Below are 16,236 nucleotides of genomic sequence, written 5' to 3' on the forward strand. Positions count from 1 at the left end.
TTACTCCTGACGGTGGGGATGTTCTTGCAAATAGCGCAGCCAAAGCTCCGAAAGTTCCCGCGCCTGTTGCTCCTTTTCGCCAACAATGTGGTACATTCGCCGAGGCCGACCGCGACCTTCCACCTTCTTCCAATAACCATCAATAATTCCCTCATCCTCGAGGAATTTGAGGGCGCTGTAAAGAACTGTATCGGAAAGGCGGTAAAGGGGATATTCATTTTCAATGGCTTGAATCAGCGCCGTGCCATAGGAGTCCCCCTTTTCCACAAGGGTATAGAGCACATAGCACACCGCAACTTCCTTGCTCAGGTAAACGGGCGGTGGCTGGCGGAAAAAGGTGTAGATATCTTCCAGTTTCATAACCTTATCCTCAGCAATGGGCTACTGCTGATATATTGACTCCTCAAAATTCCTTAAATAATGGGCGGGTCTGGATTCAACGCTGTTGCTCCAAAAGATAGGAAACACAAATACTCCCCCCTTAATGGCAGCACTTTCCTCTAGGCTCATATTGCGCATTAAAGTCACTAACGTATTTATCGCTACCAAGACTACAATATTGTCTTATAGCCTTTTTCTGAAAGATGGGATAGATCAAGAAGAAACCATCGTCTCCCATATCGGCTTTCACGATTTTGAGCGTGTGCCATCCTGGTGAAAAGGGCTGTACTTCTGATTTTAGAAAGTTTGAGAGAAAAGTGTTCCTTGCATCATAATTCCGCAATCGGCAAAAATCAAGTCATTGGCTCGTTACAAATTGATTTCAAGGGGCATCCGGGGCAAGATTTCTTAACAAAAATTCACGATAGATCTGCCAGCGTCGGCCATTGTGCACCAGCAGTGTTAGGTGGGATACCCAACAGCGAGCTGCAAAGGATTGTTCTTGAAAGTCTGCCCAAGCATGGCGAAAGTTTTCCTTAGTTAAATCGCGAAAAGCGATTGTCATGTGGGGGGTGAAGGGATGGCGTTGCGTAGGGGGGAGGTTCAGGGGCTGCGCTACCGCTTTGACGAGATCTGCTTGTAGTGTCTTGAGGGCTGGAGTGGGTGCTACGTGAATATAAATGACTCGTGGGGGAAAGGCGGCAAAGCCATCGAGGATCAACTCTACTGGAGCCGCTTGGTGGCAAAAAGTGTCTAGGGCTTGCTCCAGATCTGCGACCGCTGCCTCTCGCCACCAAAAGGGGGGATAGAGGGTGACGTGGGGGGGAGAGCGCAGTGCCGCTTGGCTTTGGTAGCGATCGCAACAATACTGCTTGAGGCGAGTCACTGCAGCCTGAATGTCCGCATTGGGCAACAAAGCAATAAAGTAATGCCGCCGGTTCATTAGCGCTGTGCCACAACGGTCCAATGGCGATCGGAGGTGAGGGTAGCTTGCCACTGCTGCGGTGGCTGCGGCAATGTTCTCAAAAGATCGCTCATTTCCATCAAGGTTAATGCCGCATGGAGAGAGTCGGCAAAAAGTTGCCGCTGTTCCAGGGTGTCTTGGCCAGCATATTGGTCAACCAAGGCTTGCAGTTCTGCCACCGTTTCCGGACGACAGAGATCGCGGATGAACAGGGTGCCTTGGGGACGGAGCACCCGCAGCATCTCCCCTAGGGCGGGCTGAGGATCGGCTAAGTGATGGACAAGGCTATTGCTGATCACGACATCAAAACTCGCTGGGGCAAAGGGCAGAGCTTTGGCATCCCCTTGAATAAAGTTTAATTGTGGACTGTGGTGCCGGGCGATCGCCAGCATGGCTGGACTGAAGTCAATCCCCGTTAGTTGCCAATGGGGATAGCGTTGATGCAACATTTGCAGAATCCGCCCATTCCCTGTACCCACATCTAAGACCTTTAGCGGTTGCTCAACACTGGGTAAGACGGTGGCTAAATCTTCACAGAAGGCGGCATTAACGGCAGTAAAATCCATCGCGTCATAGGCAGCAGCCGTTTCTGGCGTCTCCATGACCTCGGGTTCAAGAATGCGTTGCAGCGGCATAGGCTATAGACCCGTGGCTGATCGCCCCTGCTTGGGTAAGCGCACAAACACAAAGTAGCTCAGATAGAGCATATAGATGACAAGGGCAACGGCGGCAAAGAAGCCAAGGGTACCCGCGCGGGCTTGAGCATGGAAAATATCTTTGAACATCAGGGGTGGCTCGAGCCAGACTTGGCAACTGGGGGTCTGAACGGCACCAGCCACAAATGCACAGGGCAAATAAAAGGCCTGACCCATGGCGGCAAGGACACAGTAGAGCGTGATTGCCCAGCGCCAGCTACTAAAGACTTGACCAATCAAATCTTGGCGATCGCTAATTTCTTCATTGAGATCCACCCAAAACCAGAGGCTAATGGGAATTAGCACCAAGGCCATAAATCCCGTGACGTAGGCCACTGGCCACTGCGGCATCATCAAGTACACCGTAATTGCCAATAGACTGGCCACCCGCCAATAGATAATCAGCAGTTGGGTAATCGCTGGCACATTTTTAACCGTTGACCACAGCAGCAGGATCAAGGGGATAACCACAGTAAAGAGCACCGCAAGGCGGTAGTCCATCCACACGAGCGATCGCAAAAGTTCCAAAGACATGGCAGGCCACAGACCCAAGTGCAACGGTTCTATTATTAGGGATCGCCTTCCCAGGGCACAAGGCTAGAGCGATCGCACCCGCTCATACCAACGCATGAGAATCGCCGCTAACTTTTGCGAATCATGGCGCACGGTTGGTGTGGATTCGTCCATGACATCCGCAAAGATTAGCCGACAGTTTTGGCGGGTAAGTTCCTCGCGATCAATGGCGACAGCGGTACTGCCCTGCTGGGCATAGCGTTCAAGGTGAGCCGCACTGGGGGGATATTTTTGCACCAGCACAGCATCAAACAGGCGATCGCCGGTGACTTCATCGAGCGCGCGCACATGATCGCTGACAGCATAGCCATCGGTTTCCCCTGGTTGGGTCATAATGTTGCAGACATAAACACAGGGGCACCGGCGCTCCGCAAGAGCTTGGGCAATCTCGGGCACCAAGAGATTGGGAATGATACTGGTATAGAGGCTGCCGGGGCCAAGAATAATGTAATCGGCCTCATGGAGGGCTTGAATGGCGCGGGGCAAGGCTTTGGGGGCTGGGGGCGAGCAGCCGATTTCGACAATTTTGCCGCGGGCGGCTGTAATGTTGGACTCCCCATGAATGAGGCGACCATCGGCAAGGCGTGCCCAAAGGGTCATATCTGTTAGGGTGGCTGGCAATACTTGACCGCGAATGGCCAAGACCGCTGAACTGGTGGCGATCGCCCGCTCTAGATCCCCCGTGATATTCGTCATCGCCGTCAGAAACAAATTGCCGAAACTGTGTCCCGCCAAGCCATCGCCCGCCTCAAAGCGGTACTGAAAGAGTTCGGTGACGATTTTCTCTTCATCCGCTAGAGCCGCCAAGCAGTTGCGAATATCCCCCGGTGGCAGCACCCCGATTTCTCGCCGCAGTCGTCCGGATGAGCCGCCATCATCAGCCATCGTCACAATGGCAGTGATATTGGAACTGTAGAGCTTGAGTCCGCGCAAGAGCGTTGATAGCCCCGTACCGCCCCCAATGGCCACAATTTTCGGGCCTCGCCCCAAGCGGCGATGGGTGAGGAGTCGCTCCACGAGTGCCTTATCGTCCTCTGGCAGTAGGACTTCCGTAATGGAACCAAGGGTACGAGCATAGCCCCAAGCAATCAGTGCCAACCCCCCCAGAAGCAGTAAAGGACCACTGATGTAACTGGGCACAAAACGGGCAATACTTTGAACAAACTGCTCCAGGAATTGCAGGAAGTAAAAGATCGGGGTGAGGTTAATACTAATGGCAAAGCCCAGACTGGCAAGCAAAACGCCAACTGCACTCATTAGAAGCCATCGCTTCACCAGTAGCCCAGGGAGCAGCCATTGGGACCACAAACGGATTTTACGACGCGCTGGACGCAGTCTTACTGAGAGTTGTTGAGCCTTATTCGCTCTCCTCATCCGCACCAATACCCAAATAGGTTTTACTGAGGTAGCGGGCGAGGCGCTGGAGCGGATTGGTCACTTGGGTTTTGTGGTCAGCGTGGTCACTGTTCACAGGAACGCCTAAAATGCCTGAAAATTCCTCATCACTGATTTCCCCAGCCTGATGTTGGGCAAAGGAATCCACCACCTGCACCAGTTCATCGGTGGAAAACTCAAAGCCATGCTGACTGGCAAAATCCACCACTTTCGGCGCCATTTCTCCCCGCAGCGCGGCCAGTTCCTCGGCATCGAGTTCGGCAGCCCCACTAATGTTGCCATCGCCTACCCCCAGAAGGTTTTCCAATTCGTCCCGCAGTTTGGCATCCTCAGCGGTCTTTTGCATGAACGCTAATACCTGTGCGGTGGCCATAGGCTTCCTTCCTTCGGTCAGTAAACATCTGCAGAACCGATTGGATTATAGCATTCTCTAATGAGAGTATTTTCAGGCAACACTTCTTAAGAATGGCACCTCCACCACTTGGACAAGGATGCCCGCCGGGGTATGCAACGTTAATCCCGCACCCCCCACTTTGGTGCGCACATAGCCGAGACCAAAGGCACCATTCCCGAGGGGAGTACAACTGGTGAGGAGACCCACTTTTTCAGCGTCTAGGAGCAGGGGCGTGGGGGGTGTCACTGCGGCACTTAATTCCAGTCCCCAGAGATGTTGTTTGACCCCTTGGTAGGTCTTGAGGCGAGCGATCGTCTCTTGGCCAATATAACAGCCCTTATTAAAAGAAATGGTATGCCCTAGCCGTGCTTCGAGGGGGTTATACTCTTCGGTGAGTTCGGCATCGGCAGCGGGGCGGCCTTGGCGGATGCGTAGGTGCTCCCAGTCGGCATCACTGAGCTGGGGATAGGGATGGAGTAAATCGCTGAGGGGGCGATCGCTCCAAAGCGTGAAACCGGGAATGGCGAGGCCGCTGGTGGCAGCAATTGTGAGAGTCGCGTCTTGGTATGTAACGGTCATGTGCTCGTAGGGATGCTCAAGGGCATTCAAGCCAAACTGGTCGGTCATGGTTGCAGCAGCGTTCCCAAAGACCCGGTAGCAGTAACTCTCTGCGGTGCGATCCCTCACCTGAACATCATCGCCAAAGAAGATGTACTTATCGAGCCATCTGAGGAGAAACTCGCGGCGTTGCGGGGATATTAGGAGATCCACCCACTCCCGATGGACAAGTAGGGTGGCAAGATCAAGGGTACGAGCGGTCGAGGTCAGGAAAACGGTGTCAGCCCCTTGGCCGGGTTGCAGGACAAGGCAGTTATTGGAGCTTTGATTGTGCAAAAACTTCAGGCGATCGCGCCCCGTAAGGCGTAGGCGTCCCCAATGACTGCAATCGTAGACCGCACCACTTTTAGAAATCGTCTCTAGGAGATCTGTCATTCTTTTACTCCCAAAAGCAGTAAGTCCCGCTCAAGGAGCGATCGCACCCCCGCAAGATTGAAGTCTGGTTGCTCAGCTAATAACTCAGCCACAGTTTTTTGACCCGTCGCAGCCGTCAGGAATTGCTGCTCAGCCTGATTGAGCTGAATCACGTCATAGTGGCAGTTAAAGACACAGGCCCCCGGCCAACCGTCTAAGCAGGGGTGTCGCCACGGAATGGCCGCCAGCAGAGCCGCATCCTCAGACCAATCGTGACGGGGCAGCGGTGGCTTGGCCAAAAAGAACTCAAAGTGGGTCATCGCCTCAGGGTCAAGGCATTCAATGAGTTGATATTGCTGGATCGGGTCTAATCGCTGTGCCCGTCGCAACAGTTCTGGCTGGCTGCCCAATAGCCGCTCCAACCGCCAGACTGGGGGATTAGAAAAGCCGACGAATTCCAGGCCAGAGGCAGCAATCAACTCAAAGAGGCTAGCGATCGTGTAGTCAATTTCTTGGGGATGCACATACATATCAGCAAAGCATTCATCCCGCTGATTTTCGAGGCTCCAGCGCTCCTGCTCCCGCTTTTTCAGGCGATTGTTCTGCGGTAATGCGGCAAAGAGTTGCCGGCCAATGGCCACTCCCTCGCGATAGTTGTGGCGATCGCTCCCCTGAAGCAAGGCAATGGCCTGCTGCATCAGCTTAATTTCCCAGCGACCGCGTTCCCCATAGACAAAGATATGAAAAATGCCGCCGGGGGCAAGGACATTGGCCAGCGCTTGAATTCCCCGCTGTGGATCCGGCAGGTGATGCAGCACCCCGACACAGTTAATCATCTGGAACCTTTGCCCCAGTTGCGCCACATCCTCTAAACTCAGGTGGTGAAATTGGACATTGGTGGCGCCCGATCGCCGGCAGCGTTCGCGGGCAATGTCCAAAGCAGCCTCACTGAGATCCAACGCAGTAATCTTTGCCTGGGGATTCAAATGGGCTAGATATTCCGTCCCCACTCCGGTGCCACAGCCGGCATCGAGGATGGCAATGTCCAATTGGGAGGGATAGCGTCCTGTGCAAAAGCTATAGGCCGCCGGCCAAGACCAGCGCCAGTTGTACCCCGGTGGTGGTTCATCAAGGAGCGGTTCCGGCGGAAAAGGATAGGTATTGTACAGTTGCCGCACAGCAGCGGTAATCTCAGCCGCCGAGGTCATAGGGGTTCCCCTTAAGATAAGCGGCGTAAGAACTCGCGGGTAGTGGCTTCTGGATCAGCCGCATCCATAATGGCGCGGACAACGGCCACTTGAGTCGCCCCAGCCTTGACCACCTCATCAATGTTACTGAGATCAATACCGCCAATGGCAAACTGGGGCATCGGGGCGTGTTCGCGGGCGTACTGGAGATAGTCAAAGCCCACAGCCGCTTTATCCGGCTTAGTGGGGGTGGCAAAAATCGGCCCAACAGCAACATAATCGGCACCTTCGGCAATGGCACGCTCCAGTTCTTCGGGATTGCTGGTCGAGCGTCCTACAAGGCGATCGGGCCCTAAAACCTGCCGAGCGAGTTCCATGGGAATATCCGTCTGTCCGAGGTGCACCCCATCAGCATTGGCAGCGACAGCAATATCCACGCGATCGTTCACCAAAAACAGGGCGCCGTAGCGTTGGCAAAGCGCTTGTAACTGACAAGCCGTGGTTAGGCGGGTGTGATCATCACTGGTTTTGTCGCGGTATTGCACAAGGGGCAGCCCCCCCTTCAAAGCGGCTTCAACCGTTTCCAGCAGGCGATCGCTGGGGGCAGTCACCAAATAAAGCTTTGCCCCCTGCAGTTGCCGTACTCGAGCGTAGCGTGGGTTGAGGAGCAGGTTGCGGATCAGCTCTTGCTCCAGAATGTAAACCTCATAGCGCAGGTCTTTGGCGACTTGACTCAGGCTATAACTACTCATTGGGTGCGGTCTAATATCCGTTAATTTCCCATACTCCTCAATCACCCGTAGCGCTTCTTGGACACGGGCAAAGTTAGCGATGAGCACGTCGCTGAGGGCCTTGCGAGTGCGCTCCTGCAGATGACTCAAGGCAGTCCCCGGATCCTGATCCGTGTGTCGTGCCGCGCGCAACTCTAGGGTATGGTAGCAGCCAATTCTTTGGCGCAAATCTTTACATCTCGCACTCATTTTAGCATCTTCGCAGACAAAGCGGTACCATTCCTCAATGACCCGCAGGCCTTCCCGGGCACGGTCAAGGTTGGCATCGAGAATCCGCCAGATGCGGTGTTCTTTAAATTCGGGAGCTAAATTTTGCATAGCACGTCCGCCCGCAGAAAAGAATCAACACAGTTCTGTTCACCGTTCATCCGCATTGTTGATAGAGCGCAATGAAGTTTTTGATGAGCCGTTTCAGCATTCACTCCCAGCCGTGGTTGTGTCACCTATGTTTAATCATAATGGGTTGGGGGACGCCCGTATTGGCAGCAGAACCGATTCCCATCCCTGTGCCACCACCAGAGGTGAGTACCGCGCCAATTCCCCCCCCACCGCGGCAGCGGCTTGACAACTCCCTCGAACGATTGCCGGTGCCCAGTGGCCCGATTCCGATGGGATTGATAGGGAGTGATCGAGCGATGAATCAATTGCCCCCCCCACCAGACATTTCTGATGCCGACTTGGCAACACTAGCTCCCGTAGCCCCCAGAACGCGGTTTCGAGTCATTGTTTTGGATTTACGGGAGGATGATCTGGCCAATCAAGAACGCCTGCGATCGCTCGTTCCCGAAGTAATACCCATTACCCTTGGTCAGCGCCGCGCCCTGCAAGTGGGAAGTTTCCAAAACGAGGCCAATGCCACCAAAATGCGCGCCTTTATGGAGGTCAATGGCTTCCGCGCCGAGATTCAACGTCTGCCCTAAACGACCTCAATTGGCTCAGGAACACCGCGCCTAAAGAGTGCACGCTTTTTGAGGCAGCGAAATGAACCCCCTGCCAACGCAGTCAATTTTTCATAGACTTAGGGGACTAGGAGCAAATTGCCACAGGAGTTGAGTTGCTAAAAAATTCTAAGAATACAACAGTCGCCAAAGCCAATATCAATAAGATAGATGAGCAAGACCGCGCCTTTCATGACTGGTATCGGTTTGTGCTGTCTTATCCGCCCCATCTTGTGAGGGATTACATAGAAGACTTTGGCTTGAATGCAGAGAGTGTCATCCTCGACCCCTTTTGTGGCACAGGTACGACGTTGGTTGAGTCGAAGCGCCAGGGCATCCCATCATTGGGTACCGAAGCCAATCCATTCGCCCATTTTGCAACATCAGTAAAGACGGATTGGAATGTTGATCCTGATTTACTCTACAGTCACTCCTGTGAGGTCGCAGAATTTGCCCTTGACATCCTGCGGCAGCAAGGGATAGGGGACGCCGTTCCTTTTGCGGGGAATATTGCCGATCTACCGTTACGCCAACTCTCTCCAGAGCAACATAAACTCATCCTTACGGGGTCGATTAGCCCGATTCCCTTACACAAGGTATTGGTACTCCTTGACTGTTTAGAGAAATCCAAAATAGAAAAGGTCTATCGGCATCAATTGCTGGCGATCGCCAACATACTGGTTTTTGCAGTCAGTAATCTGCGCTTTGGTCCTGAAGTGGGTGTCGGTAAACCCAAAGTTGATGCACCAGTGATTAGTGCTTGGCTCGCCAAAATTGATGAAATGGTGCAGGATTTGCGACAGGTCAAAGATCAAAATGATGCCCCTGCCCACGTCTATCTGGCGGATGCGAGATATCCTGACCGAGTATTACCGCCGCAGTCTGTTGATGCGGTGATCACCTCACCCCCTTACCCCAACGAAAAGGACTACACCAGAGCAACCCGCCTCGAATCGGTGGTCTTGGGCTTTATCAAAACCAAGGCTGATTTACAAGCCTTTAAGAAGGGTCTCATCCGTTCTAACACTCGCAATGTGTATAAAGCTGATGATGACGATCAGTGGATTCAAGATCACCCCGAAATTCAGGCCATTGCAGAGGCTATTGAACGCCGCAGAATTGAACTGGGTAAGACCTCTGGCTTTGAGAAACTTTACGGCAGAGTAACCAAACTCTATTTTGGTGGCATGGCGCGTCATTTGGCTGCCCTGCGATCGCTCTTGCGTCCCAATGCCCAACTGGCCTACGTCGTGGGTGATCAAGCCTCTTATTTGCGGGTGATGATTCGCACGGGTCAGTTATTGGCTGACATTGCCCAAGCCCTTGGCTATGAGTTTGTGCGCACGGATCTGTTCCGAACACGGTTTGCCAGTGCCACCAAGGAGCAACTGCGAGAAGAAGTGGTGATCCTACGCTGGAAAGGCTAATGCAGCCAATTGAGACAAGCTGAGGGGCTATAGAATTACGGTAGAATAAAGCATCAATTGGCAGTACACCCACCCTATGGTTACCTCTTGGGCGAAATGGTCATTGCCGGGACCTCAACGGCGCTCAACTCCGCTGCGCCAAAGGCGATGGCAACGGTTGCGCTGGAAATCTTTTGTTTTGAATCTGCTGTCTAAGCGTCTTTTGCTGGTCATCGGCGGACTGGGGGCAGGCCTTCTCCTGTGGCAAACCGATGCCCCCTTGATGGTGGCCACCCTGAGCGGTGTGGGTACGATTTTTCTCCTCAGTCGCTGGCAACGTCGACTGTTGGCGCTATGGCAAGACCTTCGCCAACAGGTTCATGAGTGGTCACACCATCCCTTCGCCTTTACGGTGGTCGCGGGTTTGCTAGCCTGTTTGGGTACCTATACCCTTCTGCATATCGGTCAACACACCACGGATCCGTGGTTAGTGGTGGCTCTTGTCGCCCTCGGCATCCTGCTAGTCGGCATCATTGCTCTCCTTGGCACAATCATTGGCCAACTGCAACAGCAGCAGCAGACCCAACAGGTATCCCAGTGGTTTGCTGACCTCACCCATCCTCAACCCCTGCATCGGCTAGTGGCCATTCGCCAATTAGCTCGCGTCTCTAAGGGGGCAGAGCGTCACCAAGTGCAGGAAGCTCTATATCTACTACTGGGACAGGAAACGGATGCAATCGTCCGCCGTGCTGCCCTTGAGGTGCTCGATCACCTTGACAATGCCGCCTGAGTCCCTCAACTGGCTGGAGCGATGGTGCTTGGCTCGGCTGATTCGAGCGATCGCCAGTGTCATTGGGATTGAGCCACAGCGATTCGACTACGTTGGCTTTATTGAAATTACACGGCAAGTGAAGCAGGGGCGATCGCCCGCGCAGCAACAGGCCATTGTGGCCACTGTCTTTGATCGGTTAGTCCCGCCGGTCATCAGCACCTTGGTACGCACACTCTGTCGCCCGACCCGCTGGGTTTGTGAGTGGAATGCGTGGTTTGCCACCCGCCTCACGGGCTGGCTAGTGGGTGCCAGCGATCGCTACTGGGTCGAGGTCATTCCCCCGGATCAACCCCGCCAATGGCAGCACAGTGGCGTGCGCATTCAAAAATGCCGCTACCTTGCTGAATCCCAATGTGTGGCACTGTGTATGAACCTGTGCAAAAAGCCCACGGAGCAATTCTTTCGGCAGCGATTTGGCCTTCCTTTGACGATGACGCCCAATTTTAGCGACTACAGTTGCGAAATGATTTTTGGTACCCCTGCCCAGCCGATTCCTGAGCCGACGCCGCCCCCCTGTTGGCAGAATTCGAGTCAAACCCCCTGCCCCCACGTTTAAGCCCATTCTCTAGTCCATCCAAGGGAAAGAGGGGGCAATCGCCATCAACGATCAGATCATGAGCTTTTCGGAAGCAAAACCCCCAGCAGAGATGCCTTGGCAAGAACAGGCTCTCAACATTGTCATGGGCGTCAATGACCATCTCTACACCAAGAACACCACTTGCTCACCGCTGCCTCCTGTAGGACAAATTGCCTTGCCCCCGTCGTTAAGGTAATTCACGAAACCCTTGGCATTCGCCATAGCTTGATACCCACGATCCACGATGTCACAAATACGCAAACGGGGGTGGATGCCCCCCACAAGGCCGTGCCCGCTCTCGTCTGATGTCTCTCGTGCCGACAACCACCGGTTAGCCACTGCTATTGGGCTGATTTATCCAGAACTCCAAGGCAAACTCAGCAGTCATTGCCTTGGGCTTGATGAGCAACTGGAATCCCAATGCCGTCATTATTGGCGGCTTGCTCCTCTTTGATTTTTGCCATGAATTCGGCAGTCCACTGCTACTTGGTGCTCGCCTACACCGATGATGAAAAAGTGGCCTTGAATGTTGGCTTTTACTACATGGCCATTTGGCGGGCGACTAGCGGGAACCTCCTCTCTGGCCTCATCTATCCAACTTGGGGCATTGTCGGCTGTCTGTGGGTTTCGATGGTCTTTGTCCTCTGTGCTGGACTCATTTCCCTGAAGCTCGAGGATTCGAAATGGCAGCAGCCCTACCCCTCGTTGGCTATGGGCGATGGTGAATCACTGCAACATTTCCCCCGATCGGCTACAACTGAATAGAATTAAGGTAAGGTACAGCTCTTTTCACAAGGATGAAATATCCTCAACACGGTAAAAGCACGCGTGAGACAGGGTAGCACTTCCAGAAAAGGGCTGTAGGAGAGGTTCCCCGAGGAATTGCCATTATGATGCTCCCCCAAGAAATCATCGGCCAAAAAGTGTGGTTGGAAGTGGAACCCGAAGATGCCTACTATCCAGGTGAGAAAATTCGAGTACAGGCAGAAATTAGCCAGCCCACTGCTCCCCCGTGGTACTATGCTCGCTACATTAACCCGCCCCGCTGGTTCCGCACCCAAGGCCAGTGGCTCACCCACCATGAGGCTGAGATGGCAGTGCTCTTGAATCCCGTCTTGGAGGATTTGGAGCTGGAGGAAGAGGACTACGACGGTGATGAGTTGACGAATGGCGATTTGAGCGATCGCTAGGGGCGTCTCAGGCGTGTTGCTCAGGGTGGCGATCGCCCACTGTTAGCTGCTATACTAGGTGCTAGGAAGAGTGGTGTATTGGCAGCACCCATGGACGTTCTGTTGTGAACGGTTCAAAAGTCTCCTTCCCCTAGGGAAGTGGGATTGTCATTTTTTGAGATTGTTTGGGTGTGGTGGGCAACGTCCCGCCTTTTTTATTTCCTATGCAGATACAGATGCTTTTGCCTGTGGTGCAGACCCTTGCCCAGCAGGTTGCCGACCAAGAACACCTTGATCTGGTGAGTGTGCAGTGGCTTACCCATCAATCACCCCCGATTTTGCGGGTGGAGGTGCGCCATCCTGAGAATGACACCAGCTTAGAGGATTGCGAACGGCTGAGTCGGGCACTGGAGATGGCTTTGGATGGGCTGCCAGAGTTGGAGTTTGCCTACGTTCTCGAGGTGTCGAGTCCCGGCCTGTCGGATTACTTGAGTAGCGATCGCGACTTTGATGCCTTTCGCGGCTTTCCTGTGCGGGTCACGACCACCGCACCCCATCGGGGCAAGACCCTTTGGGAGGGCAACCTGATTCGCCGTGACGCGGTGAATGTCTATCTCAATCAACGGGGGCGATCGCTGGCGATTCCCCGGTCACTCATTGCCAGTGTCCAACTGTACACCCCCAGCAGTGAGCCTTAGCAGCAGTTGATCTACTAAATGAACGAGGTTGTAACAGACGATGACCATCTATCGCTTACCCGGCCTACGGGCCATGATCAATGAAATCAGCCAAGAGCGGAATTTACCCAAACACGCGGTGCATCAAGCCCTCAAGGAAGCACTGCTCAAAGGATACGAACGCTATCGCCGCAGTCTGCGCCCGGATCATAGTCACTTTGAAGAAGACCACTTTGCCAACTTTGAAGTAGAACTAGACACCGAGCAGGAGGGCTTCCGCGTGCTAGCCACCAAAACGATTACGGAAACGGTGGAGAACCCCGACCGCGAAATTGCCCTTGCCGATGTCATTGAGGTGGTGCAGGATGCCCGTGTTGGCGATACGGTGCTGTTGGATGTGACCCCTGACCATCAGGAATTTGGCCGCATGGCCGCCATGCAAACCAAGCAAGTGCTGGCGCAGAAATTGCGAGATCAACAGCGTCGCCTCGTCCAAGAGGAATTCAAAGACCTCGAGGGAACCGTACTCATGGGGCGCGTTCTCCGTTTTGAGCGGCGATCGGTGATTATGGCTGTACGCAGCGATGCTAGCCAACCGGAAGTAGAGGCCGAACTGCCGAAACGGGAACAACTTCCCAACGACAACTACCGCGCCAACTCCACATTCAAGGTGTATCTCAAGCGCGTCAAAGAGGGACCTCAGCGCGGCCCCCAATTGGAAGTTTCCCGTGCCGATGCTGGCTTGGTGGTCTATCTCTTTGCCAATGAAGTGCCAGAAATTGAGGATGAAGTGGTGCGGATTGTTGCCATTGCCCGCGAAGCCAATCCCCCGAATCATAAAGTCGGCCCCCGCACCAAAATTGCCGTGGATACCTTAGAGCGGGATGTCGATCCGGTGGGTGCCTGTATTGGGGCACGGGGATCTCGCATTCAAGCAGTGGTGAATGAACTGCGGGGGGAAAAAATTGATGTGATCCGCTGGTCGCCGGATCCAGCCACCTATATTGCCAATTCCCTCAGTCCCGCCCCGGTAGAGGATGTGCGGCTAATCAACCCCGAAGCCCGCATTGCCCATGTCCTTGTCGCACCGGATAAGGTCTCCCAAGCCATTGGCAAGGAAGGCCAAAATGTGCGCTTAGCAACTCGCCTAACGGGCTGGAAAATTGAGGTGCGCGATAGCTCCCAGTACAACTACGAAGAGGAGGATCGCTTGGCCATGGCCGCCCTCGAAGAACAAGTTGCTAGTTAGGGATATGGCTCTCCCCCAACGCCGCTGTGTGTCCTGTGGCCGCTTGGCCGATCGCTCGGAGTTTTGGCGAATCGTGCGCTGCTGGCCCGATCAAAAGGTGCAGTTGGATCGGGGGATGGGGCGATCGGCCTATTTGTGTCCCACTGCCGAGTGTCTCAAGGTGGCCAAACAAAAAAAACGCTTGGCGCGATCGCTCCGCTGTCCAATTCCCGAAGATGTTTTTACGATCCTTGCTGCTCGCTTAGATGCCCATCGCAACCATGACTGACTCCCCCATTTGGCAGCCCTTTACACAAATGAAAACGGCAGATCCGCCCCTGAAGGTGGTGCGTGCCCAGGGTGCTCGCCTTGAACTTAGCGATGGCCGTCAGATTATTGATGCCATTTCCAGTTGGTGGGTGACGCTCCATGGCCATAGTCATCCTGTGCTGGCTAAAGCGCTCTATGAGCAGGCGCAAACCCTTGAGCACGTCATTTTTGCCGGCTTTACCCATGAGCCCGCGGAACAGCTCGCCCAACTGCTGTGTGCCCACACTCCAGCGGGGTTACAACGGGTCTTTTTTTCCGACAATGGCTCAACTGCCGTGGAAGTGGCGCTGAAGATGGCCTACCAGTATTGGCAGCGGCGAGATCAACCCCAGCGATCGCGCTTCATTGGCTTTGCTGGGGGGTACCATGGCGATACCCTTGGGGCAATGACCGTCGGTCAAAGCTCCCCCTGGTGGCAACCCTTTCAACCACTGCTCCCCCCCTTAACGATCCTGCCCTACCCAGCGACCTATCCGGGCGATTCAGAGGTCGAGACCAAGGAGACCCAGGCGATCGCTCAACTGGAGGACACCCTGAAGGCAGACCCCGATGCCTATGCCGCTCTCTTTATTGAGCCACTCGTACAGGGGGCAGGGGGAATGCGCATGTGTCGTCCCTCATTTTTGCAGGCCATTTCTGCGATCGCTAAGGCCTATGGTGTGTTAGTGGTCTATGATGAGGTGATGACGGGGTTTGGCCGCACAGGTGCCCTCTTTGCCTGTGAGAAAGCGGGGACACAACCGGATCTCCTTTGTCTATCTAAGGGGTTATCGGGAGGCTGCTTGCCCATTGCCGTCACATTGGCCACTGAGGAAATTTATCAAGCCTTTTATGCCGATGATCCTGCCCGTGCTTTCTTCCACAGTCATTCCTATACAGGAAATCCCCTAGCCTGTGCGGTGAGTGTGGCTTCATTTCAATTGCTGCTTGCGGAACCTGAATCCTACCAAGGCCTAGAGGCGCGCCATTGGCAGTGTCAACAACGATATCTTGCGGATCTTGGTCATCTCAAGCAATTTCGTACCTGTGGCACGATCGCGGCCATGGAATTAGACATCGAGGCTTCCTACTTTAGTGACCTTGTGCCCCAACTGCGCCGCCGCTTTATTGAGTTGGGGGTTCTCCTGCGGCCTCTGGGGAATACGTTGTATATTTTGCCCCCCTATGGCATTACCGATGCGGAATTAGCCACAGTCTATCAAGCCATCCGCCAAGTGGCGATCGAGGTTGCCGAAGGTTATTTCACCGCAACTTTGGCTTGAGTGGCCATGTAGCTGAGGAGCCAATTGACCGCAGTGGCACGGCGGGTACGGCGGGGATTGAGTTCCTTGATCTCATACCCAGCAAAACCCAACTGTTCCTTGAGCAGTTGCTTGTGGGCAGGGGGAATGGAGCGGGTGAGCTTGACAATGGCGGGGCGGCTGCCAAGGAAGTCGGGGGGTTGGGGATAGTCTTGCTGCCATTCCGGGGGCACGCGATCGCTCTGCCAAGTTTGGCTGTGGGCGTCATAGCGATAGCCCAAGCAGTGCCACAGGAGCTGATTGACCGTCGCATCATCCAATTCATCATTGAGAATTTGCCATAACGTAGCTTCTGTCAAAGGGGGGAGTGGCAACTCAGAACTATTCATTCACACCCTATGGTAATCAGTCGGTTTACTGAAACCAGTATCATAAAATAGGGAGGTTTCTCTAAATCTGCCCTTAATTATGTCTGCTTCGGCAACG

19 protein-coding genes and 2 pseudogenes are annotated in these 16,236 nt (G+C 54.1%); 11 read left to right on the forward strand and 10 right to left on the reverse strand.

Going from position 1 to position 16,236, the window contains the following annotated elements:
• The 9 genes from IGQ15_RS06945 to IGQ15_RS06985 form a co-directional block, all read right to left on the reverse strand.
• Window positions 1-360: a PadR family transcriptional regulator gene (locus IGQ15_RS06945; protein ID WP_149818207.1), complete on the reverse strand. Its 360-nt coding sequence runs from the start codon at window positions 358-360 to the stop codon at window positions 1-3.
• 403 nt (window positions 361-763) lie between these two features.
• Window positions 764-1,324, reverse strand: coding sequence for a 2'-5' RNA ligase family protein (locus tag IGQ15_RS06950; RefSeq protein ID WP_297050128.1), 561 nt, complete (start codon window positions 1,322-1,324; stop codon window positions 764-766).
• Entirely contained in the window at window positions 1,324-1,980 is a 657-nt protein-coding gene (locus tag IGQ15_RS06955) for a class I SAM-dependent methyltransferase (RefSeq protein WP_297050130.1), read from the reverse strand. The genes IGQ15_RS06950 and IGQ15_RS06955 overlap by 1 nt, the downstream gene beginning before the upstream one ends.
• 3 nt (window positions 1,981-1,983) lie before the next feature.
• The gene (locus tag IGQ15_RS06960; RefSeq protein WP_297050133.1) at window positions 1,984-2,574 is read right to left on the reverse strand and encodes a DUF3177 family protein; all 591 of its coding nucleotides are present in this window, start codon (window positions 2,572-2,574) and stop codon (window positions 1,984-1,986) included.
• 63 nt (window positions 2,575-2,637) lie between these two features.
• A complete protein-coding gene (locus IGQ15_RS06965; RefSeq protein WP_363315811.1) occupies window positions 2,638-3,987 on the reverse strand; it encodes a gluconeogenesis factor YvcK family protein in 1,350 nt (449 codons plus the stop codon).
• A complete protein-coding gene (locus IGQ15_RS06970; protein ID WP_297050137.1) occupies window positions 3,971-4,381 on the reverse strand; it encodes a hypothetical protein in 411 nt (136 codons plus the stop codon). The genes IGQ15_RS06965 and IGQ15_RS06970 overlap by 17 nt, the downstream gene beginning before the upstream one ends.
• A 72-nt stretch (window positions 4,382-4,453) precedes the next feature.
• Complete coding sequence (locus IGQ15_RS06975; protein ID WP_297050141.1) at window positions 4,454-5,395, reverse strand: folate-binding protein; 942 nt, start codon at window positions 5,393-5,395, stop codon at window positions 4,454-4,456.
• Complete coding sequence (locus IGQ15_RS06980) at window positions 5,392-6,582, reverse strand: class I SAM-dependent methyltransferase (RefSeq protein WP_297050142.1); 1,191 nt, start codon at window positions 6,580-6,582, stop codon at window positions 5,392-5,394. Before IGQ15_RS06980 ends, IGQ15_RS06975 begins: the two co-directional genes overlap by 4 nt.
• An 11-nt stretch (window positions 6,583-6,593) precedes the next feature.
• Window positions 6,594-7,670, reverse strand: coding sequence for a thiamine phosphate synthase (locus tag IGQ15_RS06985; protein WP_297050144.1), 1,077 nt, complete (start codon window positions 7,668-7,670; stop codon window positions 6,594-6,596).
• 83 nt (window positions 7,671-7,753) lie between these two features.
• On the opposite strand from IGQ15_RS06985, the gene IGQ15_RS06990 reads away from it, so the two are divergent.
• The 11 genes and pseudogenes from IGQ15_RS06990 to bioA all read left to right on the forward strand — a co-directional run bounded on the left by IGQ15_RS06990 (window position 7,754) and on the right by bioA (window position 15,771).
• The gene (locus tag IGQ15_RS06990) at window positions 7,754-8,272 is read left to right on the forward strand and encodes a hypothetical protein (protein ID WP_297050147.1); all 519 of its coding nucleotides are present in this window, start codon (window positions 7,754-7,756) and stop codon (window positions 8,270-8,272) included.
• A gap of 134 nt (window positions 8,273-8,406) precedes the next feature.
• Entirely contained in the window at window positions 8,407-9,717 is a 1,311-nt protein-coding gene (locus tag IGQ15_RS06995; protein WP_297050149.1) for a DNA methyltransferase, read from the forward strand.
• A gap of 76 nt (window positions 9,718-9,793) precedes the next feature.
• A complete protein-coding gene (locus IGQ15_RS07000) occupies window positions 9,794-10,486 on the forward strand; it encodes a hypothetical protein (RefSeq protein WP_297050151.1) in 693 nt (230 codons plus the stop codon).
• Complete coding sequence (locus IGQ15_RS07005) at window positions 10,476-11,084, forward strand: beta-carotene isomerase domain-containing protein (RefSeq protein ID WP_297050174.1); 609 nt, start codon at window positions 10,476-10,478, stop codon at window positions 11,082-11,084. The genes IGQ15_RS07000 and IGQ15_RS07005 overlap by 11 nt, the downstream gene beginning before the upstream one ends.
• 94 nt (window positions 11,085-11,178) lie before the next feature.
• Window positions 11,179-11,487, forward strand: a pseudogene (locus IGQ15_RS12060) (type I glyceraldehyde-3-phosphate dehydrogenase); the annotation flags it as partial.
• Window positions 11,488-11,521: 34 nt separating this feature from the next.
• Window positions 11,522-11,870 (forward strand): annotated as a pseudogene (locus IGQ15_RS07020) (hypothetical protein); the annotation flags it as partial.
• Between the two features lie 125 nt (window positions 11,871-11,995).
• Entirely contained in the window at window positions 11,996-12,295 is a 300-nt protein-coding gene (locus tag IGQ15_RS07025; protein WP_297050156.1) for a hypothetical protein, read from the forward strand.
• A 215-nt stretch (window positions 12,296-12,510) separates the two neighbouring features.
• Window positions 12,511-12,972: a ribosome maturation factor RimP gene (gene rimP / locus IGQ15_RS07030; RefSeq protein ID WP_190278200.1), complete on the forward strand. Its 462-nt coding sequence runs from the start codon at window positions 12,511-12,513 to the stop codon at window positions 12,970-12,972.
• Window positions 12,973-13,012: 40 nt separating this feature from the next.
• A complete protein-coding gene (gene nusA, locus IGQ15_RS07035; RefSeq protein ID WP_297050159.1) occupies window positions 13,013-14,200 on the forward strand; it encodes a transcription termination factor NusA in 1,188 nt (395 codons plus the stop codon).
• Window positions 14,201-14,204: 4 nt separating this feature from the next.
• Window positions 14,205-14,468: a YlxR family protein gene (locus IGQ15_RS07040; protein WP_297050161.1), complete on the forward strand. Its 264-nt coding sequence runs from the start codon at window positions 14,205-14,207 to the stop codon at window positions 14,466-14,468.
• Window positions 14,446-15,771: an adenosylmethionine--8-amino-7-oxononanoate transaminase gene (gene bioA, locus IGQ15_RS07045; protein ID WP_297050163.1), complete on the forward strand. Its 1,326-nt coding sequence runs from the start codon at window positions 14,446-14,448 to the stop codon at window positions 15,769-15,771. Before IGQ15_RS07040 ends, bioA begins: the two co-directional genes overlap by 23 nt.
• On the opposite strand, the gene IGQ15_RS07050 is transcribed toward bioA, so the two are convergent.
• Window positions 15,747-16,139, reverse strand: coding sequence for a DUF1823 family protein (locus tag IGQ15_RS07050; RefSeq protein WP_297050165.1), 393 nt, complete (start codon window positions 16,137-16,139; stop codon window positions 15,747-15,749). The two genes, bioA and IGQ15_RS07050, sit on opposite strands and share 25 nt — an antisense overlap.
• Window positions 16,140-16,236 lie beyond the last annotated feature (97 nt).

The organism is Thermosynechococcus sp. M98_K2018_005 (genome assembly GCF_015295825.1).
In the GTDB taxonomy this organism is placed as follows: Bacteria; Cyanobacteriota; Cyanobacteriia; order Thermosynechococcales; family Thermosynechococcaceae; genus Thermosynechococcus.